At 66.2% G+C, this 21,009-nt stretch carries 18 protein-coding genes and 1 pseudogene; 12 read left to right on the top strand and 7 right to left on the bottom strand.

Annotated features, from left to right (window positions below):
• The coding region (locus CEY09_RS28410; protein ID WP_143219578.1) for an IS3 family transposase at positions 1 to 83 on the top strand (83 nt) is incomplete at its 5' end.
• A gap of 72 nt (positions 84 to 155) precedes the next feature.
• Here CEY09_RS28410 and secF read toward each other — a convergent pair.
• The 5 genes from secF to queA all read right to left on the bottom strand — a co-directional run bounded on the left by secF (position 156) and on the right by queA (position 6,011).
• On the bottom strand, positions 156 to 1,091 hold the full coding sequence (gene secF, locus CEY09_RS28405; RefSeq protein ID WP_006222711.1) for a protein translocase subunit SecF: 936 nt from the start codon (positions 1,089 to 1,091) through the stop codon (positions 156 to 158).
• Between the two features lie 54 nt (positions 1,092 to 1,145).
• Positions 1,146 to 3,026 carry a protein translocase subunit SecD gene (gene secD, locus CEY09_RS28400; RefSeq protein ID WP_088591159.1) on the bottom strand — a complete coding sequence of 627 codons (1,881 nt, stop codon included), beginning with the start codon at positions 3,024 to 3,026 and terminating at the stop codon, positions 1,146 to 1,148.
• A gap of 110 nt (positions 3,027 to 3,136) precedes the next feature.
• Complete coding sequence (gene yajC, locus CEY09_RS28395) at positions 3,137 to 3,481, bottom strand: preprotein translocase subunit YajC (protein WP_006221220.1); 345 nt, start codon at positions 3,479 to 3,481, stop codon at positions 3,137 to 3,139.
• A gap of 338 nt (positions 3,482 to 3,819) precedes the next feature.
• On the bottom strand, positions 3,820 to 4,956 hold the full coding sequence (gene tgt, locus CEY09_RS28390; RefSeq protein WP_088591158.1) for a tRNA guanosine(34) transglycosylase Tgt: 1,137 nt from the start codon (positions 4,954 to 4,956) through the stop codon (positions 3,820 to 3,822).
• Positions 4,953 to 6,011 carry a tRNA preQ1(34) S-adenosylmethionine ribosyltransferase-isomerase QueA gene (queA, locus tag CEY09_RS28385; RefSeq protein WP_088591157.1) on the bottom strand — a complete coding sequence of 353 codons (1,059 nt, stop codon included), beginning with the start codon at positions 6,009 to 6,011 and terminating at the stop codon, positions 4,953 to 4,955. Before queA ends, tgt begins: the two co-directional genes overlap by 4 nt.
• A 212-nt stretch (positions 6,012 to 6,223) precedes the next feature.
• On the opposite strand from queA, the gene CEY09_RS28380 reads away from it, so the two are divergent.
• From CEY09_RS28380 to upp, 3 genes are all read left to right on the top strand, one after another.
• Positions 6,224 to 7,378, top strand: a complete 1,155-nt coding sequence (locus CEY09_RS28380) for an ABC transporter substrate-binding protein (RefSeq protein ID WP_088591156.1) — start codon at positions 6,224 to 6,226, stop codon at positions 7,376 to 7,378.
• 91 nt (positions 7,379 to 7,469) lie between these two features.
• Positions 7,470 to 8,918: a D-alanyl-D-alanine carboxypeptidase/D-alanyl-D-alanine endopeptidase gene (dacB, locus tag CEY09_RS28375; RefSeq protein ID WP_088591155.1), complete on the top strand. Its 1,449-nt coding sequence runs from the start codon at positions 7,470 to 7,472 to the stop codon at positions 8,916 to 8,918.
• A 127-nt stretch (positions 8,919 to 9,045) separates the two neighbouring features.
• Positions 9,046 to 9,684 (top strand): uracil phosphoribosyltransferase, encoded by a 639-nt coding sequence (upp, locus tag CEY09_RS28370; RefSeq protein WP_006222717.1) that lies wholly within the window; start codon positions 9,046 to 9,048, stop codon positions 9,682 to 9,684.
• Between the two features lie 72 nt (positions 9,685 to 9,756).
• Here the strand turns inward: upp and cysG are convergent, their stop codons facing one another.
• The gene (cysG, locus tag CEY09_RS28365; RefSeq protein WP_088591162.1) at positions 9,757 to 11,172 is read right to left on the bottom strand and encodes a siroheme synthase CysG; all 1,416 of its coding nucleotides are present in this window, start codon (positions 11,170 to 11,172) and stop codon (positions 9,757 to 9,759) included.
• Positions 11,173 to 11,282: 110 nt separating this feature from the next.
• Positions 11,283 to 11,864 carry an ANTAR domain-containing response regulator gene (locus CEY09_RS28360; protein ID WP_088591154.1) on the bottom strand — a complete coding sequence of 194 codons (582 nt, stop codon included), beginning with the start codon at positions 11,862 to 11,864 and terminating at the stop codon, positions 11,283 to 11,285.
• 393 nt (positions 11,865 to 12,257) lie between these two features.
• Between CEY09_RS28360 and CEY09_RS28355 the strand changes: the two genes are divergently transcribed.
• The 8 genes and pseudogenes from CEY09_RS28355 (at position 12,258) to CEY09_RS28320 (ending at position 21,006) form a co-directional block, all read left to right on the top strand.
• Entirely contained in the window at positions 12,258 to 13,559 is a 1,302-nt protein-coding gene (locus CEY09_RS28355) for a CmpA/NrtA family ABC transporter substrate-binding protein (RefSeq protein WP_088591153.1), read from the top strand.
• Positions 13,560 to 13,586: 27 nt separating this feature from the next.
• The gene (gene ntrB, locus CEY09_RS28350) at positions 13,587 to 14,417 is read left to right on the top strand and encodes a nitrate ABC transporter permease (protein WP_088591152.1); all 831 of its coding nucleotides are present in this window, start codon (positions 13,587 to 13,589) and stop codon (positions 14,415 to 14,417) included.
• Between the two features lie 3 nt (positions 14,418 to 14,420).
• Complete coding sequence (locus CEY09_RS28345) at positions 14,421 to 15,299, top strand: ABC transporter ATP-binding protein (protein WP_088591151.1); 879 nt, start codon at positions 14,421 to 14,423, stop codon at positions 15,297 to 15,299.
• Positions 15,300 to 15,320: 21 nt separating this feature from the next.
• Positions 15,321 to 16,535 (top strand): annotated as a pseudogene (locus CEY09_RS28340) (NAD(P)/FAD-dependent oxidoreductase); the annotation flags it as partial.
• Between the two features lie 10 nt (positions 16,536 to 16,545).
• Positions 16,546 to 19,269 carry a nitrate reductase gene (locus CEY09_RS28335; protein WP_088591149.1) on the top strand — a complete coding sequence of 908 codons (2,724 nt, stop codon included), beginning with the start codon at positions 16,546 to 16,548 and terminating at the stop codon, positions 19,267 to 19,269.
• A gap of 124 nt (positions 19,270 to 19,393) precedes the next feature.
• A complete protein-coding gene (locus CEY09_RS28330; protein WP_175216779.1) occupies positions 19,394 to 20,119 on the top strand; it encodes a hypothetical protein in 726 nt (241 codons plus the stop codon).
• 83 nt (positions 20,120 to 20,202) lie between these two features.
• Positions 20,203 to 20,520, top strand: coding sequence for an ElaB/YgaM/YqjD family protein (locus tag CEY09_RS28325; RefSeq protein WP_006222726.1), 318 nt, complete (start codon positions 20,203 to 20,205; stop codon positions 20,518 to 20,520).
• A gap of 69 nt (positions 20,521 to 20,589) precedes the next feature.
• Positions 20,590 to 21,006 carry a phage holin family protein gene (locus CEY09_RS28320; RefSeq protein WP_035212457.1) on the top strand — a complete coding sequence of 139 codons (417 nt, stop codon included), beginning with the start codon at positions 20,590 to 20,592 and terminating at the stop codon, positions 21,004 to 21,006.
• The last annotated feature ends 3 nt before the right edge of the window (positions 21,007 to 21,009 follow it).

Here is a 21,009-nt window from a genome sequence, read left to right as displayed (position 1 = left end):
GTTACTACAATCACCACCGCATCAAGCTCAAGCTAAAAGGCCTGAGCCCGGTGCAATACCGAGCTCAGGCCTTCGGGCTTTAGCTTCCTCTGACCGTCCAACTTCTGGGGGTCAGTTCACAAGCGACGGGTTTTTTATTTAACGCGCGAGGCAGGTCAGGCGACTTCGCCTTCTTCGCCATCCTTCTTGACCGGCTTGATCAGGTCTTCGCGCTTGACGCCCATCCACATGGCCAGCGCGGCGGCGACGAACACCGACGAGTAGATACCGAACCAGATGCCGATGGTGAGCGCCATGGCGAAGTAGTGCAGGGTGGGGCCGCCGAAAAACAGCATGGCCAGCACCATCATCTGCGTCGAACCGTGCGTGATGATGGTTCGCGAGATGGTTTGCGTGATGGCGCTGTTGATCACTTCGTGCACGTCCGCCTTGCGGTACTTGCGGAAGTTCTCGCGGATCCGGTCCATGATGACCACGGATTCGTTCACGGAGTAGCCCAGCACCGCCAGCACGCCGGCCAGCACCGACAGCGAGAATTCCCACTGGAAGAACGCGAAGAAGCCCAGGATGATCACCACGTCGTGCAGGTTGGCGATCACGCCAGCGACGGCGAACTTCCACTCGAAGCGGAAGCCCAGGTAGACCATGATGCCGATGACCACCACCAGCAAGGCCATCAGGCCGTTGTGCAGCAGCTCCTGGCCGACCTGCGGACCCACGAATTCCACGCGGCGCAGTTCGACGCCCGAGTCGGCCGTCTTCAGCGCGGCCATGACGGTTTCGCTTTGGGTCGCCGACGTTTGGCCTTCCTGCAGCGGCAGGCGGATCATCACGTCGTGCGAGGTGCCGAAGTTCTGCACCTGGAAGTCGGTGTAGCCCAGCTTGGACACCACGCCGCGCACGTTTTCAAGCTGCGCCGTCTGGGCGTAGTTGACTTCCATGACCGTGCCGCCGGTGAATTCGATCGACAGGTGGAACCCGCGGGTCACGATGAAGAAGACCGCCAGGATGAACGTGACGAGACTGATGATGTTCAGCACCAGCGCATGGCGCATGAACGGGATAGTGCGGTGAATCCGGAAAAATTCCATTTTTCGCCTTCGGTTCTTTGCTGTGGCGGACGGCTTGCGCCGCCCGCTTTATGTTCAGTTTGCCTTCGGTTTCCAGATTTCACCGATGGAGATCGTGGTGAGCTTCTTCTTGCGGCCGTAGTACAGGTTGGCCAGGGCGCGCACGCCCACCACCGACGAGAACATCGAGGTCAGGATGCCCAGGCAGTGCACCACGGCGAAGCCCCGGATCGGGCCCGAACCGAAGGCCAGCAGCGCCAGGCCCACGATGAGCGTCGTGAGGTTCGAGTCAAGAATGGTGCCCCAGGCGCGTTCGAACCCTTGATGGATGGCTTGCTGCGGCGTGGCGCCCGCCCGCAACTCTTCCCGTATCCGCTCGTTGATCAGCACGTTCGAGTCAATGGCCATGCCGAGCGTCAACGCGATAGCGGCGATGCCTGGCAGGGTGAGCGTGGCTTGCAGCATGGACAGCAGCGCCAGCAGCAGCAGCACGTTCAGGGTCAGGCCGACCGTGGAGAACACACCGAACAGGTGGTAGTACAGGATGATGAAGACGGCGATGGCCAGGAAACCGTACAACGTCGAATGGAAGCCCTTCGAGATGTTGTCGGCGCCCAGGCTCGGGCCGATGGTGCGTTCTTCGATGATGGACATCGGTGCGGCCAAGGCGCCTGCGCGCAGCAGCAGAGCGGTGTCGGCGGCTTCTTCGGAGCTCATGCTGCCCGAGATCTGCACCTGGCCGCCCGCGATTTCGCTGCGGATGACCGGCGCCGTGACCACTTCGCCCTTGCCGTTTTCGAACAGCAGGATGGCCATGCGCTTGCCGATGTTGTCGCGGGTGACGTCGCGGAAGATGCGGGCGCCCTTGGAATCCAGCGTCAGGTGGACGGCGGCCTGCTGCGTCTGGGAATCGCGGCCCGGCTGGGCGTCTTGCAGGTTTTCACCCGTCAGTACGACCTGGCGGCGGACCAGGATCGGACGGCCGTCGCGGTCGTTGTAGCGTTCCAGGCCGAAGGGCACGGTGCCGCCCAGCAGCGCGGCTTGCGCGGTGGGGGTGTCGTCGACCATGCGGATTTCAAGCGTGGCGGTCCGGCCCAGCAGTTCCTTGGCCTTGGCCACGTCCTGCACGCCGGGCAGCTGCACCACGATGCGGTCGGACCCTTGCTGCTGGATGACCGGTTCGGCCACGCCCAGTTCGTTGATCCGGTTGTGCAGGGTGTTGATGTTCTGCTTCAGCGCGGAATCCTGCACGCGCTGGACGGCGGCCGGGTTCAGGGCGCCCATCAGCAGCTGCTTGCCGTTTTCTTCGCGTTCGGTGAATTCCAGGTCGGGCAGGCGGGTGCGCAGGGTCGAGATGGCGCGGTCGCGATCGTCCGTGTTGGCGAAGGTGGCGGCAACGCCTAGCCCCGAGCGTTCGACGCCGGCCACGTTGATCTTCTGGTCGCGCAGTACCGAGCGCACGTCGGCGGCCAGCGAGTCGTAGCGGGCGGTCAGCGCGCCTTGCATGTCGACCTGCAGCAGGAAGTGCACGCCGCCGCGCAAGTCCAGGCCCAGGTACATGGGCTTGGGGGCGAACCAGCCCATCGCGCGCATCCAGGCGGGCGAGGCGGGCAGCAGGTTCAGCGCCACGGTGTAGTGCGGGTCGCCGGCGACGGTGTTCAGGGATTTGTCGATCAGGTCGCGGGCCTGCAATTGCAGGTCGGTCGACGTGAAGCGGGCGCGCACGGTGCCGAGCGTGCCGTTGGTTTCGAAGAAGACCCCTTCATTGGGGATCTTGGCGTCCGTCAGGATCTGCTCGACCCGGCTCAGCATGGCCGGATCCACCTTGATGGTGGCCTTGGCGCTGGAAACCTGGACGGCAGGGGATTCGCCGTAGAAATTGGGAAGCGTGTACAGCAGGCCAATGATGACCGCGATCAGGACCGTAATGTACTTCCAGAGGGGATAGCGGTTCATTGCCGGCTACTTCATGTAAGAGTGATGAAAGGGCCGCCCGAGCGGCAAGCGCAGCGGGCGGCGGTAGGCGCCATCGGACAAAAGAGCCCGACGGGGCTCCTATGGGACGCTTACAGGGCCTTGATGGTTCCCTTGGGCAGCACGGTCGAAACCGACGACTTCTGCATGATCACTTCCACCGGCTTGTCGGCCAGTTCGGAGACTTCAACAGTCACGTAGCTGTCGTTGACCTTGGTGACCTTGCCGAGCATGCCGCCGGCGGTGACCACTTCGTCACCCTTGGCCAGGGCGGCGATCAGGTTACGGTGCTCTTTCTGGCGCTTCATCTGGGGACGGATCATCAGGAAATAGAGGATCACGAACATCAAGACGATGGGCAGCATGCCCATCAGCGCATTGCCTTCAGGGGCGGCGGCTTGGGCCACGACGAGGCTGGCGGTATCGATAACGGACATTGAATTCTCCTGCGTTTAAGTCTGTTTGGGTTGTTTATTGCCTGGGCTGGCCATGCCCGGATTTTCTATGCCATGAAAGATCATGGCGGGTCACGGCGAGTCACGGCCATACTTTAGCTGTGTTTTTATGCACCCATCCCCGCGCGAGCCATGGATAGGGCAAGCCGACTATTGTATCTATCTTATTGCTGGCCTTTCACTAGGGAGGGATCCCAATCAATGGGGGCGAATCCAGGATAGAAAAGCCCCTGACTGAAAAAAGGGTCCACGGCGCTCAGGCTTGCAGCCCCCGGGGGATGCATTTACCGCCGGTTAACCCGGCGGTAAATGGCCCCGGATCACTCGATGCCGCGGGCGCGGTCGGCGGCGAATTGGGCGCGCCAGGCGTCGAAGCGGCCTTCGGCGATGGCTTCGCGCATTTCCTTCATGATGGTCAGGTAGAAATGCAGGTTGTGCAGCGTATTGAGCCGCGCGCCGGTGATTTCGTTGGCGCGCTGCAGGTGGTGCAGGTAAGCGCGCGAGAAATTGGCGCAGGTGTGGCACGTGCAGCTGGGGTCCAGCGGGCGGGTGTCGTCGCGGTACTTGGCGTTGCGGATCTTGACGTCGCCGAAGCGGGTGAACAGCCAGCCGTTGCGGGCGTTGCGGGTGGGCATGACGCAGTCGAACATGTCCACGCCGCGCGATACGCCTTCGACCAGGTCTTCCGGCGTGCCCACGCCCATCAGGTAGCGGGGCGCCTGGGCCGGCAGCTTGGGCGTCACGTGCGCCAGGATGCGCATCATGTCTTCCTTGGGCTCGCCCACCGACAGGCCGCCGATGGCGTACCCATGGAAGCCGATGTCCTGCAGGCCGGCCAGGGATTCGTCGCGCAGCGCTTCGTACATGCCGCCCTGGACGATGCCGAAGAGCGCGTTGGGGTTGCCCAAGCGGTCGAATTCCTCGCGCGAGCGGCGCGCCCAGCGCAACGACATGCGCATCGAGCGGGCGGCTTCTTCCACCGTGGCGGGGCGGCCGTCGATCTCATAGGGCGTGCATTCGTCGAACACCATGACGATGTCGGAATTCAGCGAGCGCTGGATGCGCATGGATTCTTCCGGCGTCAGGAACAGGCGCGCGCCGTCGATGGGCGAGGCGAATTTGACGCCTTCCTCGGTGATCTTGCGCATGCCTTGCAGGCTGAACACCTGGAAACCGCCGGAATCGGTCAGGATCGGCTTGTCCCATTGCATGAAGCCGTGCAGGCCGCCATGCTTTTCCATGATTTCCGTGCCCGGGCGCAGCCACAGGTGGAACGTGTTGCCCAGCACGATCTGCGAGCCGATCTCTTTGAGCTCGTGCGGCATCATGGCCTTGACGCTGCCATAGGTGCCGACAGGCATGAAGATGGGGGTTTCGACCACGCCGTGGTTCAGCGTGATGCGGCCGCGGCGGGCGCCGCCGTCAGTGGCGAGCAGTTCGAAGTTCAGTCCGGTCATGAGGCAGGGGATTCAATGAACATGGCGTCGCCATAGCTGAAGAAGCGGTAGCGCTGGGCTACCGCATGGGCGTAGGCGCGGCGGATCGGCTCGACGCCGGCCAGCGCCGACACCAGCATCAGCAGGGTCGACTGGGGAAGGTGGAAGTTGGTGACCAGCGCGTCCACGACGCGGTACTGGTAGCCCGGGGTGATGAACAGGCGCGTGTCGCCCTGGGCGGCGGCCAGCGGCAGCCCGGGGGCCGTGCGGCCTTCGGTCTGGGCGGCGGCGGATTCCAGGGCGCGCACGCTGGTCGTGCCGACGGCGATCACGCGGCCGCCACGGGCGCGGGCGGCGGCGATGGCATCCACCGTGGCTTGCGGCACCGTGAACCATTCGGCGTGCATGATGTGGTCGGCCAGGTTGTCCACGCGCACCGGCTGGAACGTGCCCGCGCCTACGTGCAGCGTGACGAATGCGCGTTCCACGCCCAGGTCGGCCAGGCGGTCCAGGGTAGGCTGGTCGAAGTGCAGGCCGGCGGTGGGCGCCGCCACGGCGCCGGGTTCGCGGGCGTAGACGGTCTGATAGCGGTCGTCGTCGCCGGCGTCGGCCGCGTGCGTGATGTAGGGCGGAAGCGGCGTGGCGCCGTGGGCGTCCAGCAAGTCCAGCACGGGGCCGGGGAAGCGGATGTCGAACAGTTCGCCCTCGCGGCCCAGCACCGTGGCGTCGAAGGCGTCGGCCAGGCGCAGCACCATGCCGGGGCCGGGCGATTTACTGGCGCGCACATGGGCCAGGACCCGGTCGGTCTCGGTGATGCGTTCGACCAGGACCTCGATCTTGCCGCCGGTAATCTTGTGGCCCGGCAGGCGGGCCTTGATGACGCGGGTGTCATTGAAGATAAGCAGGTCGCCCGCGCGCAGCAGGCCGGCCAGATCGGCGAATTGCCGGTCGTGCAGCTGGCTGGCGCCGTCCAGGTGCAGCAGGCGGCTGCCCGTGCGTTCGGCGGCAGGCGTCTGCGCGATGAGTTCGGGCGGCAGCTCGTAATTGAAATCGGAAACGGTCAGGGACTGGGTCACGCGGGTATCTGTCTGTCAGAGGGGGGCGGCCCGGCAAAAACCGCGGGCCGCGCCGGCCGGGCTGGCTCGGGGCAACCCGATATTGTAAAGGGGACAGTTAATAGGGGCGGAACCATGGCGAAACGCCGCGTCCCGCCGTATAACTGCGTTCTACGCCGTAGCGGATCGGCGCGATGCAAAAAACGACATCCGCGTACCCAAGGAGACACCGCATGACCCCTCGTCGCACCCTGATGGCCGCCGCCCTGGCGGCCTTGCTGGCTATGGGCGCCGCGCCCGCGCTGGCGCAAGTGAAGATCGGCGCCACCCTGTCCACCACCGGCCCGCAAGCGTCGCTGGGCATTCCCGAGCGCAATACCATCAGCCTGCTGCCCACCGAAATCGGTGGCGTGAAGGTCGAATACGTCGTGCTGGATGACGCGTCCGACACCACGCGGGCCGTCAGCAATTCGCACAAGCTGATCTCCGAGAACAAGGTGGACCTGATCGTCGGCTCCACCACCACGCCCAACACGATGGCCATGCTGGATACCGTGGCGACCGGCACGACGCCGGTGATCACGCTGGCCTCGTCGGCCCGGCTGATCGAGCCGGTGGACGACAAGCGGCGCTGGGTGTTCAAGACGCCGCACTCTGATTCGCTGATGGCCGAGGGCATTGCACGCCATGCCGCGGCCAGTGGCGTGAAGAAGCTGGCCTTCGTCGGCTTCAACAACGCCCTGGGCGAGACATTCTGGGTGGAAATCGAAAAAGCCGCCAAGAAGCACGGCATCGAGGTCGTCGGCAAGGAGAGCTTTGCGCCGACCGACACGTCGGCCGTGGCCCAGACCCTGAAGCTGATCGGCGCAGCGCCGGATGCCGTGGTGGTCGGCGCCTCCGGCACCCCGGCCGCCATGCCGGCCCGCGACCTGCGCGAACGCGGGTTCAAGGGCAAGATCTATTTCAACCACGGTGTGGCCAATAACGACTTCCTGCGCGTGTGTGGCACGGCGTGCGAGGGCGCGTGGGTGCCGGTGGGGCCGGTGATGGTGGCCGACCTGCTGCCCGACAACAACCCCGTCAAGGCCACGGCGCAGGCCTTCGCCAAGAAGTACGAGGCCGCCAACGGCGCGGGCAGTGTGTCGCTTTTTGCCGCCTATACCTGGGACGTGGGCCTGTTGCTGCAACAGGCCATCCCCGTGGCCTTGAAGACGGCCAAGCCTGGCACGCCCGAGTTCCGGGCCGCGCTGCGCGACGCACTGGAAAACGTCAAGAACCTGCCCACCGCGACGGGCGTGGTCAGCATGAGCCCCACCGACCATAACGGGCTGGACGAACGGGCGCTGGTGATGGCGACCGTCGCGTCCGGCAAGTGGCGGCTTCAATAAAGCGCGCGGCGGGCGGGGGCCTCCCGCCCGCAACCGTCCCAGGTTTTGTATGCTCTCGGTTTTGCAGGACTAGCAACTGGGTGGACGCAGCATGACGGGACAAGCGAAAAAGCGGGTGGGCGGGCTGATGCAATGGCTGGCCGGCGGGCTGCTGACCCTGTCAGCGGGCGCGGCTTGCGCGCAGGTCCAGGGCCTGCCGCCCAATGTGGTGAACGCCTGGAAGGCCAGCAAGCTGCCGGACAGTTCGCTGTCGCTGGTGGTGCAGGAGCTGGGCGGGCCCCGCATGGTGGCCCTGAACGCCAAGGAATCCCGCAACCCCGCGTCGGTCATGAAACTGGTTACGACGTGGGCCGCGCTGTCCGAACTGGGGCCCAACTACGTCTGGCGCACCGAATTCATGACGGCGCCCGGCGCCCGGCCCGACGCCAAGGGCGTGCTGGCCGGCCCGCTGTACCTGCGCGCCGGGGGCGATCCCCAATTCCTGATGCAGGATTTGTGGGCCCTGCTGCGTGAATTGCGCCTGCGCGGGGTCAAGCAGATCAATGATCTCGTCATCGACCGCAGCATTTTCGGCCAGGTCGCCACCGACCCCGGCGCCTTTGACGGCGCTCCGGACCGCGCCTACAACGCCAGCCCTGACGCCCTGATGGTGGGTTTCGGCGCGCTGCGCCTGCTGTTCACGCCGGACCCCGCCGCCCATAAATGGGTGCCGCTGATCGACCCGCCGCTGCCTGGCCTGAAGATCGAGGGCAACGTCGAATGGAGCGACGTCCGCTGCCCGGGCCCGCCGGTGGTGACGACGGATCCGTTGATCACCCAGCAGGGCGTGACGATCCGCGTCGGCGGCAAGGTGGCCGGCTCTTGCGGCGAATTCAGCCTGTACCGCCTGGCGCTGTCGCAGCCCGACTACGCCACCGAGATTTTCCGCATGCTCTGGAAAGAGCTGGGCGGCACCTTCAAGGGGCAGGTCCGGGCCGGCATGGTGCCGGCGGACGCCGTGGTGCTGGCCTCGCACGATTCCCCCACCCTGGCGGAGGTGATCCGCCAGATCAATAAGCGCAGCAACAACGTCATGGCGCGCACGCTGCTCTTGACGCTGGGCGCGGAAAAGGGCCGCCGGCCGGCCACCGTGACCAGCAGCGAGGCAGTGGCCAAGGGGCTGCTGGCCAAGCAGGGGCTGGACATGCCGGAACTCGTCATCGACAACGGCGCCGGCCTGTCGCGCGAGGCCCGGGTGTCAGCCGACAGCCTGGCGTCCATGCTGACGGTGGCCTGGAATTCGCCCGTCATGCCGGAGTACATTTCGTCCTTCGCCATCGCCGGGGTGGACGGCACCGTGCGCCGCCGCCTGAAGGGCGACGGCACGGTGGGCATGGCCCACCTGAAGACCGGGTCGTTGCGCGACGTGCGCTCGATCGCCGGTTACGTGCTGGGCGCCAGCGGCAAGCGCTACGTGGTGGTCAGCATCGTCAACCACGAACAGGCGGGCGCCGTCCGCGCCTTCGATGACGCGTTGATAGCGTGGCTAGCCGATCAATAGGCCAATTTTCCTAAACCGATTACGATCCTTGGGTGCGACCCGATAGCCGACGCAAGTGTGTTGCGCTGTTCGGGTGGCGCCTGAGGCGAAAAACCCCGTCTTTTCAATATTCTGGAGTGTTACGCACATGCCTGTGCACGAAATCCGCCATCCGTTGATCCGCCATAAGCTCGGGATCATGCGTCGCGCCGACCTCAGCACCAAGAGCTTTCGAGAGTTGTCGCAGGAAGTCGGCGCGCTGCTGACTTACGAAGCGTCCAAGGACCTGCCGCTGGCGCCTGCCACCGTGGAAGGCTGGTGTGGCCAGGTCCAGGTCGAGAAGATCGCCGGCAAGAAAGTCACCGTGGTGCCCATCCTGCGCGCCGGCATCGGCATGCTGGATGGCGTGCTCAGCCTGATTCCGGGCGCCAAGGTCAGCGTGGTGGGCGTGGCCCGCAACGAAGAGACGCTCGAAGCGCACACCTATCTGGAACGCCTGGTCGGTGAACTGGACCAGCGCCTGGCCCTGATCGTCGATCCCATGCTGGCAACTGGCGGTTCGATGGTTGCTGCCATCGACCTGCTCAAGCGCGCCGGCTGCAAGGAAATCCGCGCGCTCGTCCTGGTGGCGGCGCCCGTCGGCATCGACGCCGTGCTGGCCAAGCACCCGGATGTGCATATCTACACGGCATCCATCGATGACGGCCTGAACGAGCACGGATACATCATGCCCGGGTTGGGCGATGCGGGCGACCGGATCTTCGGTACGACCCAGAAGACGGAGTGACGGCTATCGGGTGATGGGTTGCGCGCATTGGGGGCCAAAGCTGTTACCTGTGCCGTCCGCGCACTCCACCCATCAAGCCGCCAGCCGTTGCGGGCGGCCGTCGATATGCTGGCCGAACCATTGCAATTGCGGCGCCAGGCCGGCGACTTCGCCCACGATCAAGAGCGCAGGCGACCGGATTCCGTGCTCGACGGCCAGGCGGGGCAGGGCTTCAAGCGTGCCCGACAGTACGCGCTGTTCGGGCCGACTGCCATTTTCGATCAGCGCGAACGGCGTCTGCGCCGAGCGGCCATGGCGTAACAGGCGCCCGGTCAGCAGATCCAGCTGGCCCACTCCCATATAGAACGCCAGCGTCTGCCGCTCGCGCGCCAGCGCAGGCCAGTCCAGATTGTCTTCGTCCTCGCGGCAATGCGCCGTGATCAGCCGGACCGACTGCGCATGCTCGCGATGCGTCAGCGGGATGCCGGCATAGGCCGCACAGGCCAGCGCGGCGGTGATGCCGGGCACCACTTCATAGCGCACGCCATGCTCGCGCAGATATTCCAATTCTTCGCCGCCCCGTCCAAAGATGAACGCGTCGCCGCCTTTCAGGCGCACCACGCGCCGGCCCGCCTGTGCGTGTTCCACCAGCAGCGCGTGGATGCGTGCCTGGGTGGCGTGATGGTTTTCGCCGGGCAGCTTGCCGACCGGCACGCGGTCGGCATCGCGGCGCGCCAGCGACATAATGTCGTCGCTGACCAGGCGGTCATACAGGATGACGTCGGCTTCGTTCAAGGCGCGCAGCGCCTTCAGCGTCAACAGGCCGGGGTCCCCCGGGCCTGCCCCCACCAGCACCACGCTGCCGTCGGCGGGCGCCAGCGGCGCAGCCAGCGCATCGGCCAAGGCGGCTTCAGCCCGGGTGGGCTGCTGCTGGCGCAGAAATCCGGCCACGGGGCCGTCCAGCAGCCAGTCATAGAAGCGGCGGCGCGCGCCCAGGTCGGGGTGGCTGGCCCGGATGCGCGTGCGATAGGTAGCGGCCAGGCCGGCCAGTTGGCCCAGCGTGTGGTCGAACAGCGATTCGATGCGTTCGCGGATGCGGCGCGCCAACACGGGCGCCACGCCCGAGGACGAAATGGCCACGATGACGGGCGACCGGTCCACGATGGACGGCACCTGGAAGGAGGACAGTTCCGGGTCGTCGACCACGTTGGTGAAGATGCGGCGGGCGCCGGCGGCGTCGGACACGGCGGCGTTGGCAGCGCGGTCGTCGGTGGCGGCGACCACCAGCCACACGTCGTCCAGCCAGGCAGGATCAAACCGACCAGCCAAGTGGCGGATCCGGCCTTCGGCGGCCAGCGCAACCAGCGCCGGCGTCAGTTCCGGCGCACCCACGACGACCTCGGCCGAGGCTTCCAGCAGGGCTAGCGTCTTGCGCTCGGCCACGGCGCCACCACCCACCACCAGCACCAGCCGCGCTTTCAAGTCGGCAAAAATCGGGAAAAGCTTCATCAAATGCCCGCTCCGGGCGTACCCGGCGAAATATCAGCTGATCATAGGGAGGGGGGGTACATCCCCACAACTTTTGATTTCTTGAATCCATATAGCTAAAAATCATGTAGCTAGCCTTTGCCCAGCCATCGGCTCATTTCGACGACCTCGCGGGCGACTTCTCCCAGGCGCTTCTGGCTCTGCATGGCGCGCTCACGCAACAGGCGATGCGCCTCGTCTTCCGGAATGGCGCGCGCCTTCATCAATATTCCTTTCGCCCTTTCCACCCATTGCCTGTCGGCCAGGCGCAATTGCGCGTCGCGCAATTCTTCGCGGCGAGACTTCTCCATGGCGAAGCGCTCGATCGCCACCGTCAGCAGCGGTTCGATGCGGGCCGCCGGCACGTCGCCCACGACATAGGCGGCGACACCCGCTCGCAATGCACTGCGGATGGTGTCGCGGTTGCCGTTGTCGGTGAACATCACGACCGGGCGGTCGCTGTGCTCGCTGGCCACACAGACGTTTTCCAGCGTGTCGCGCCCAGGGGCGTCGCTGTCGATCAGCACCACGTCGGGGGCGGCCTCTGCGATGGCGGCGGCCAGATCCATGCCGGGCGCCATTTCAGAGACGATGCGCACGCCCGCCGCGGCAAGCGTTTGCCGCAGCGATACCGCGCGTCCTTCGCCATCGTTAAGCAGCATGACTTTCAGCATGAGATCCCCCAGATGCTTTCAATCACGCAAGTTCCGTGCCATCTCCATGGCGTGCGGGGCTCAGCGCCCGGGCACAGCCGCAGGGCGTTAGCTGCACAGGCGTGGTGCACTGCCGCATCCGGGCATGCACCAACTTGGTTTGGGTGCGGTTTCCTGAACCCAAGTGGAGGGTGCGCGACCTGGGCGTAAAGCCAGTGCTGGCGCGGGGTCCAGGCGAATGTCGGCGAAAAACCAGCGGGTTGGCACAGTGATTGCTTAAGTGGAACCAGGGGGCCAACGGCGGTCGCCCGACGCAATGCGCCGCACTACGCGGCAAGGAACAACGACGTTCCGCAGCGCCAATGGACACGGTTCCATGGCGCGCGGGACGTTTTTTTTTGCCAGGAGCCATGCATGACGCCAGTGACACGTAGCCCCTCCACCCGACCCGCCGTCAGCGCGGACCTGACCGCTGACGCCGGCCGCCGCAAGTGGTTGAGCGGAACGGCGCGCGCGGTGGCGGGCGCCAGCCTGCTGTCGCTGGTCGATCCGCTGGTGCGCGCCGGCGCCTGGGCGGCAGGCACCGACGCGCCGGAAAAGACTGAAGTGAAGATCGGTTTCATCCCGCTGACTGATTGCGCCTCGGTGGTGATGGCGTCGGTACTGGGCATCGACAAGAAGTATGGCGTGACGATCACCCCTTCCAAGGAAGCCTCGTGGGCAGCGGTGCGGGACAAGCTCATGAACGGCGAGCTGGACATGGCGCACGTGCTGTACGGCCTGGTCTATGGCGTGCATATGGGCGTGGGCGGGCCGAAGAAGGATATGGCGGTGCTGATGAACCTGAACCAGAATGGCCAGGCGATCACGCTGTCGAACAAGTTGCTGCAGGCTGGCGCGCGGGACGGCGAATCGCTGGCCAAGCTGATGGCCTCGGACAAGCGCGAATACACCTTCGCGCAGACCTTCCCGACCGGCACGCACGCCATGTGGCTGTACTACTGGCTGGCGACCTACGGCATCCATCCGATGAAGGACGCGAAGGTCATCACGGTGCCGCCGCCGCAGATGGTAGCCAACATGCGCGTGGGCAATATGGACGGTTTCTGCGTGGGCGAACCCTGGGGCGCGCGCGCCATCATGGACAAGATCGGCTTTACCGCCGTGACCACGCAGGGCATCTGGCAGGACCATCCGGAAAAGGTGCTGGGCACCAGCGCGGAATTCGTGTCGCGCAATCCGAACACGGCGCGCGCCGTCACCGCGGCGATTCTCGAGGCCGGCAAGTGGATCGACGCGTCGCCCGCCAACCGCCAGAAGACGGCCGAGACCATTGCCGCCAAGTCCTATGTGAATACGGATGCCAGCGGCATCGTGGACCGCATGCAGGGCCGCTATGAAGACGGCCTGGGCAAGTCATGGACCGACGAGCACGCCATGCGCTTCTACGCGGAGGGTTCGGCCAACTTCCCGTACCTGAGCGACGGCATGTGGTTCCTTACACAGCACAAGCGCTGGGGACTGTTGAAAGAGCATCCCGACTATCTGGCAATGGCCACGCAGGTCAACCGCATCGACATCTACAAGCAGGCCGCATCCGCCGCCGGGGTGGCGCTGCCCGCCAGCGAGATGCGCAGCGCCAAGTTCATCGACGGCGTGGTGTGGGACGGCAGCAATCCCGCGGCGTATGCCGACGGGTTCAAGGTCAAGGCCTGAGCGGCCGGTACAGAGAAGGGGCATGCAATGTCTACCGTAACGAATGTGGGCCGCGGCGAGGCGATGTTCGCCGCCGGGCGTGAGCGGCTGGAGTCCGTGCTGAAGGCCGTGGCGGGCCCGGTAGCCGGCTTTGCGCTGTTCGTGCTGGTGTGGCAGGTGGTGGCCATGCGGATTTCGGAGATCCCCACGCCGGGGGTGACCTGGCACGCGGCCGTGGAGCTGTTCTCGGATCCGTTCTATGACAACGGCCCCAACGACAAGGGCATCGGCTGGAACCTGCTGGCGTCGCTGGAGCGGGTGGCGATCGGCTTCGGGCTGGCGGCGGTAATCGGCATCCCGGTCGGGTTCGCCATCGGCCGCTACGCCGCGATCAGCGCCATGTTCTCACCCATCGTCAGCCTGCTGCGTCCGGTGTCCCCGCTGGCCTGGCTGCCGCTGGGGCTGCTGCTGTTCAAGGCGGCCAATCCGGCTGCCATCTGGGCCATTTTCATCTGTTCGATCTGGCCGATGATCATCAACACCGCGGTGGGCGTGTCGCGCGTGCCGCAGGACTACCTGAACGTGGCGCGGGTGCTGAACCTGTCGGAATGGAAGGTCACGACCAAGGTGCTGCTGCCGGCGGTGCTGCCCTACATGCTGACCGGGGTGCGCCTGTCCATCGGCACCGCGTGGCTGGTGATCGTGGCGGCGGAAATGCTGACCGGCGGCACGGGCATCGGCTTCTGGCTGTGGGACGAATGGAACAACCTGAAGGTGGAGCACATCGTCATCGCCATTTTCGTGATCGGCATCGTGGGCTTGCTGCTGGAAACCCTGCTGGTCGCGTTGGCGCGCCGATTCACCTATACCGAGGAATAGGCCATGAAGAAATTCGTACGCATCGAACGCGCGGGCCAGACGTTCACCACCCGCAAGGGCGCTTTCGTGGCGCTGCGCGACATCGACCTGACCGTTGAGCAGGGCGAGTTCATCACGCTGATCGGCCATTCGGGTTGCGGCAAGTCCACGTTGCTGAACCTGATCGCCGGGCTGACGCGCCCCACCAGCGGCGTGCTGCTGTGCGCCGAACGCGAGATCACCGGACCAGGGCCGGATCGGGCCGTCGTGTTCCAGAACCACTCGCTGCTGCCGTGGCTGACCTGCTTCCAGAACGTGTACCTGGCGGTGGAACGCGTCTTTGGTGGCAAGGAAAAGCGCCCGCAATTATCTGAGCGCACGCGCGCCGCGCTGGAACTGGTGGGCTTGCTGCCGGCGCAGAACAAGCTGCCGCGGGAAATCTCGGGCGGCATGAAGCAGCGCGTGGGCATTGCGCGCGCGCTGGCGATCGAACCGGGCGTGTTGCTGATGGACGAACCGTTCGGCGCCCTGGATGCGCTGACGCGCGCGCACCTGCAGGACGAATTGCTGAAGATCGTGGCCAAGACGCGCACAACCACCATCATGGTCACGCACGATGTGGACGAAGCCGTGCTGTTGTCCGACCGCATCGTCATGTTGACCAACGGCCCGGCCGCGACCATCGGCGAGATCCTGCCCGTGCCCCTGCCGCGTCCGCGCGACCGCGTGCGGCTGGCCAACGACGCGACCTATCTCGAGTGCCGCGCAGCAGTCGTGGATTTCCTGCACCGCCGCCACGGCAATCCCGAACGGTCGCAGGCGGCGGCGCAGGCCAACGCGGTCCTGGACGCCTCGGCAGCAGCGGGCAGCGGCGCCGAGGCCGCGACCCGCGCGGCCGCCTGAAGGCCAGCCACGGGGACCTTCATGGGCGCAAAGCAGAAGCTGGTGGTGGTGGGCAACGGCATGGCGGGCATCCGCACGGTGGAAGAACTGCTGGCGCTGGCGCCCGACCTGTATGACATCACGGTGTTCGGTGCCGAGCCCCACACCAACTACAACCGGATCCTGCTGTCGCCCGTGCTGACTGGCGAACGCACCTTGCAGGACATCGTGCTGAACGACGAGGCCTGGTACGCCCGCCACGGCATCCGCTTGCTGCGCAACCGCAAGGTGACGCAGGTGGACCGCCTGCGCCGCATCGTGCGCACCGATGACGGAACCGAAGCGCCGTATGACCGGCTGCTGCTGGCCACCGGCTCTAATCCGTTCATCCTGCCTGTGCCGGGCAACGACCTGGACGGCGTAGTCGCCTTCCGCGATATCGGCGATGTGAACCGGATGATCGAAGCGTCGTCGCGTTACCGGCACGCCGTCGTGATCGGGGGCGGGCTGCTCGGCCTGGAAGCGGCCACCGGATTGGCTGCGCGGGGCATGGAGGTATCGGTCGTGCATCTGGGCGAAGCGTTGCTGGACCGCCAGTTGGACACCCAGGCGTCGGCGATGCTGCGGCACAGCCTGGAGGCGCGCGGCCTGACGTTCCTGTTGGGCCGCCAGACCCACGCGATCCTTGCGGGCGATGACGGCCGGGTTCGGGCGCTGCGTTTTGCCGACGGCCAGGAGGTTGCGGCCGACCTGGTGGTGATGGCCGTGGGCGTGCGTCCCAATACCGAGCTGGCGGCAAGTTGCGGCTTGCACGTGGACCGGGGCGTGGTGGTCACCGATACCCTGCAGACCTACGACCCGCGCATCTACGCGGTCGGCGAATGTGTCAGCCATCGCGGTACCGCCTACGGGCTGGTCGCGCCCCTGTTTGAACAGGCCAAGGTCGCGGCCAATCATCTGGCCCTGCATGGCATCGGGCGCTACGAAGGCAGCGTGGTTTCGGCCAAGCTGAAGGTCACCGGCATCGATCTGTTCTCCGCCGGGGATTTCGCGGGAGGCGCACAGACGGAAAGCATCACGGTGGCCGACGCGCTGGACGGCGTCTACAAGAAGCTGGTGATCCGCGGCGACAAGCTGGTGGGCGCCTGCTTGTACGGCGATACGGCGGACGGCGCCTGGTATATGCGGTTGATCCGCGACGGCCAGGATATCGGCGGCCTGCGCGACCAGTTGATGGCCGGCGAAAGCGCGGCGGGCGGGTAGGGGGATGGCCATGCCGTCAATCGTCCGGATTCCGGTGATGAATGCCGAGCCCGCTGCCGAGGTGTCGTCGGTGTGCTGTTATTGCGGCACAGGCTGCGGCGTGCGCGTCCAGGTGCGGGACGGCGCCGTGCTGCGGGTGCGCGGTGACGAGACGCATCCTGCCAACCATGGAAAGCTGTGCAGCAAAGGGCTGGCGCTGGGCGACACCGTGCGCCGCGATGGCGCGCGCGTGCTGTCGGCGCAATGGCGTGAGGCGCGCGACCAGCCGATGCGGGATATTGCGCTGGGGCAGGCCCTGGATATCGCGGCGGAAAAGCTGGCCCAGGCGATCCAGTCCCACGGCCCCGACGCAGTGGGCTTCTATCTGTCGGGCCAGTTGCTGACCGAGGACTATGCCGTCTTCAACAAGCTGGCGCGCGCGCTGGCCGGTACCAACAACATCGACACCAATTCCCGCCTGTGCATGTCGAGCGCGGTGTCGGGCTACAAGCGCACGCTGGGTGCGGATGCGCCGCCCGCCTGCTATGAAGATCTGGAACTGGCGGACACCGTGCTGATCGCCGGCTCCAATATGGCCTACGCGCACCCAGTGCTGTTCCGCCGGCTGGAGGCGGCGCGCGCGCGGCGGCCGGGCATGAAGGTGGTCGCGGTGGATCCGCGGCGCACGGACACCACCGTGTTCGCGGACCTGCACCTGCCGATCGCGCCGGGCACCGACGTCGCCCTGTTTCACTCCATGCTGCATGTGATGGTGCGCGAGGGCCTGGTGGACCGCGGCTATATCGAACGCCACACCGAAGATTTCGAGGCTTTGCTTACGCGCGTGGAGGCTTTCCCGCCAGAAGAGGCGCAACGCATTTGCGGCGTGCCAGCCGGCGACATCATCCAGGCGGCGCGTTGGTTCGGCAGCGCGGGTGCGGCGCTGTCGCTGTACACGATGGGGCTGAACCAGTCGACTCGCGGCACCGACAAGAACGCTGCGCTGATTCATCTGCATCTGGCGACGGGCCAGATCGGCAAGCCGGGTGCCGGACCGTTTTCGTTGACGGGGCAGCCCAACGCGATGGGCGGCCGCGAGGCCGGGGGCATGGCCACCTTGCTGCCGGGCCATCGCGACCCCGGTTCAGCGGCGGATCGCGCCGACGTGGCCGCCCTGTGGGGCGTGGACCGCCTGCCCGAGGCGCCGGGCACCCCCGCGTTGGACATGTTCGACGCGGTGCTGGACGGGCGCATCAAGGTGCTGTGGATCGCGGCGACCAATCCCGCGCAGTCGTTGCCCGACCAGGCCCGGGTGCGCGCGGCGCTTGCGCGCGCCGAATGCGTCATCGTGCAAGAGGCGTTCGCGGGCACCGAGACCCTGGCCTGGGCCGACCTGGTGCTGCCGGCGGCGACGTGGCCGGAGAAATCCGGCACGGTGACGAATTCGGAACGGCGCATCAGCCGGGTGCACGCGGCGATCGATCCGCCTGGCGACGCGCAGCCGGACTGGCGCCTGGCGCAGGCCGTGGCACTGCGGTTGGCCGCCCGCATCGCGCCGGACAAGGCGGCGCGGTTCGCCTATCGCGATGAAAGCGAGGTGTTCGCTGAGCACGTCCGCATGACGGCGGGCCGCGACTTGGACTACAGCGCGCTGGACTACGACGTCTTGCGCCGCGACGGGCCGCAGCAGTGGCCCTATCGTCCGGGGCAGGGCACGGCGCGCCTCTACGCCGATGGCGTCTTCCCCACGCCCAGCGGGCGGGCGCGCTTTTGCGATGTGGACTATTTTCCGCCCGCCGACGCGGTCACGCCGGCATTCCCGCTGCAGATGACGACCGGCCGCTTGCGTGACCACTGGCACACCATGGCGCGCACGTCGCTTGCCCGCGTGCTGACGCAGCACGTCGAAGAACCTTGGGTGTCGTTGCATCCGGACGACATGCGGCAGTTATTGCTGGAGTCCGGCGCGTTGGCGCGGCTGCGATCCCGGCGCGGCAGCGTGGTGCTGCCGGTGAAGGAGGACGACAGCGTGCAGCGCGGCCATGCCTTTTTGCCGATGCATTGGGGCAGCGCGTTCATGGCGGGCTTAGGTGTGAATGCGTTGACCAGCCCGGCGACAGACCCGGTGTCGCATCAGCCTGAATTGAAGTTCAGCGCGATCTGCGCCGAACCTGCCCGCCTGGCGTGGCAGGCGGCGGGCTGGACTCAAGGTGACGCGGCGGCGCTGCGCGTGCGCCTGGCACCCTGGCTGCGGCGCTTTGAGTACGCCGTGGTGCTGCCCGTTGGCGCAGGCGGCGTGCGGATCCGCCTGGCGGCTGAGACGGTGCCGGCGCCTGCGCTTTTGGTGGAGCTGGCGGATGCGCTGAGCCTGACGCGCGCCGAGGTCGCGTTCGATGATCCGGCACGGGGCAGGATGCGCCGTGTGGCAGCGGGGCAGGGCACCTTGCGCGCCTTCCTGCTGACGGGCGATCTGCGGGCGCAGGACGCGCTGCTGTCCTGGGCGGCGGGGGGCGACGCGCCGCCCAGTGTTTCCGGCCTGCTGACGGGCCGGATCGCGGGCGCGGCGCGGTCACGCACGGTCTGTGTCTGCGTGGGCGTGAGCGAAGCGGCAATCCTGGCGGGCATCGAGCGCGGCTGCGACCTTCAGGCGCTGAAATCCACGCTGGGTTGCGGCACGGGCTGCGGTTCGTGCGTGCCGGAAATCCAGTCGCTGATTGCCCGGATACCGGCCGCCGCGGTGGCGGCGTAGGCGGGCGGTCCCCCTCTGGCGCGGTCACGAGTGGACATACGCCGGGCACGGCAACCGGTGTAGTATCAAGCCAGCCGTCGCGCATAGCGGACGGCGCTATCTGATTTCTGGAGTGGCTTGAACGATGCGAAAAATGGCATCCCTGATTTTGGCGGCCGGCGCACTGGGCGCGGCCGCTTCGGCGCAGGCCGGCGTTTGCGATGCGCAGTTCATGCATGATGGCGGCGCGGTGCAACTGACCGGCTCGGGCAATCTGTCGCTGGGCGCCGACCTGACCTTCGCCGAAGTTACAAAAAGCAATGGCGACAACTGCCGCGCGCGCGTGCAGGGCGTGGCGACTTTCAGCTACGCCGGCTTGCCGCCGGGCAAGTCCAAGCTGGACTACCTGATGACGGTCAAGGGCGGCCAGGCCACCTTCCTGAAATACGCCAGCGCCGGCGAGGCCCCCAAGCCTTCCGAAGGCCAGTTCGACCTGCGCATGCTGGGCCTGTTCGCTTACGACGGCAAGCTCAACGCCGGCCAGAAATTGCCCGGTTCGTCGTTCCGCCTGAAGATCGGCAAGGAAGCGCCGGTGGGCGGCCAGCCCAGCACCACGGTGCGCATCGGCGAGAAGACCGTCGGCCAGAAGACCGCGGTGAACACCGCGCTGGGCCAGCAGTCCTGTCATCCGATCTCGTATACGCGCAACTCGGATCCCACGATGGCCACCTTCCAGGGCCTGACCATTCCGATCCCCGGCATGAACACCACCGTCACCGACTGGTACTGCCCCGCGGTGAATCTGGTGATGAAGCAGGACATCGATCAGGGTGGCGTGAAGTCCGCAGTTGAAATTACGCAGATCAAGTAGCACACGGTAGCAAGCACGCCATGCAGCGGGCATGGTGGCTGGTATGATGGTTTTGTCATAGACACACAACAGGAGCTCAAAAAATGGCCACGAGAAAATCCGAAGAAGTCGCAAAAGAAAAACTCATCGACAGTGTCAAGACCAGTTTGAATGACGCGGAAAACCTGCTGCGCGAAGCAGCGGGCACTACCGGCGACAAGGCAAACGAATTGCGCGACCGCGCCATGACTTCGCTCAAGCGTACGCGCGAAGCCCTCTACGAGGCGCAAGACGCCGTGCTCGAACGCGGCCGCAAAGCCGCCCGCGCCACGGACGACTACGTGCATGACAATCCCTGGCAAGCCATCGGCATCGCAGGCGTGACCGGCCTGCTGCTCGGCTTGCTGATCAGCCGCCGCTGATAAGGCTTGAACGTCCGGGCGGGCGGCGTCGGCTTCGTGCCGCGTTGCCCGCCCGGCGTTCTTGACGCCATGGGTCTACGAAAATCTGTTTTCGGCGTCGCGTCCAGCCTGGTCGGGCTGTTGCGCACGCGCCTGGAGTTGCTGACGCTGGAGGCCGCCGATGAAAAGGCGCGCCTGCTCAAAGTGCTGGGCATGGCCTTTGCTGCGCTGCTCTTCCTGACGTTGGCGGTGCTGGTGTTCACCGTGACGGTGGCGGTGCTGTTCTGGCCTACGGAAGATCGCTATCTGGCCCTGGGCCTGTTGGCGGCCTTCTACGGCATCGTCGGCATCGGACTGCTGCTGGCGGTACGCCATGCGCTGGTCTATGGCGCGCCGCCGTTCGCGGCTACCTTGGAAGAGCTGGGCCGCGATGCGGAACTGCTGGACCGGATCCGCGATGCGCAAGACGATGACGTACCGGCCGCGCGTCGGCGCGAGGAGGGCTGAGCC

Source organism: Achromobacter marplatensis, assembly GCF_002209535.1.
GTDB lineage: Bacteria > Pseudomonadota > Gammaproteobacteria > Burkholderiales > Burkholderiaceae_B > Achromobacter > Achromobacter marplatensis.
This window is presented reverse-complemented; position numbering and strand designations above follow the sequence as displayed.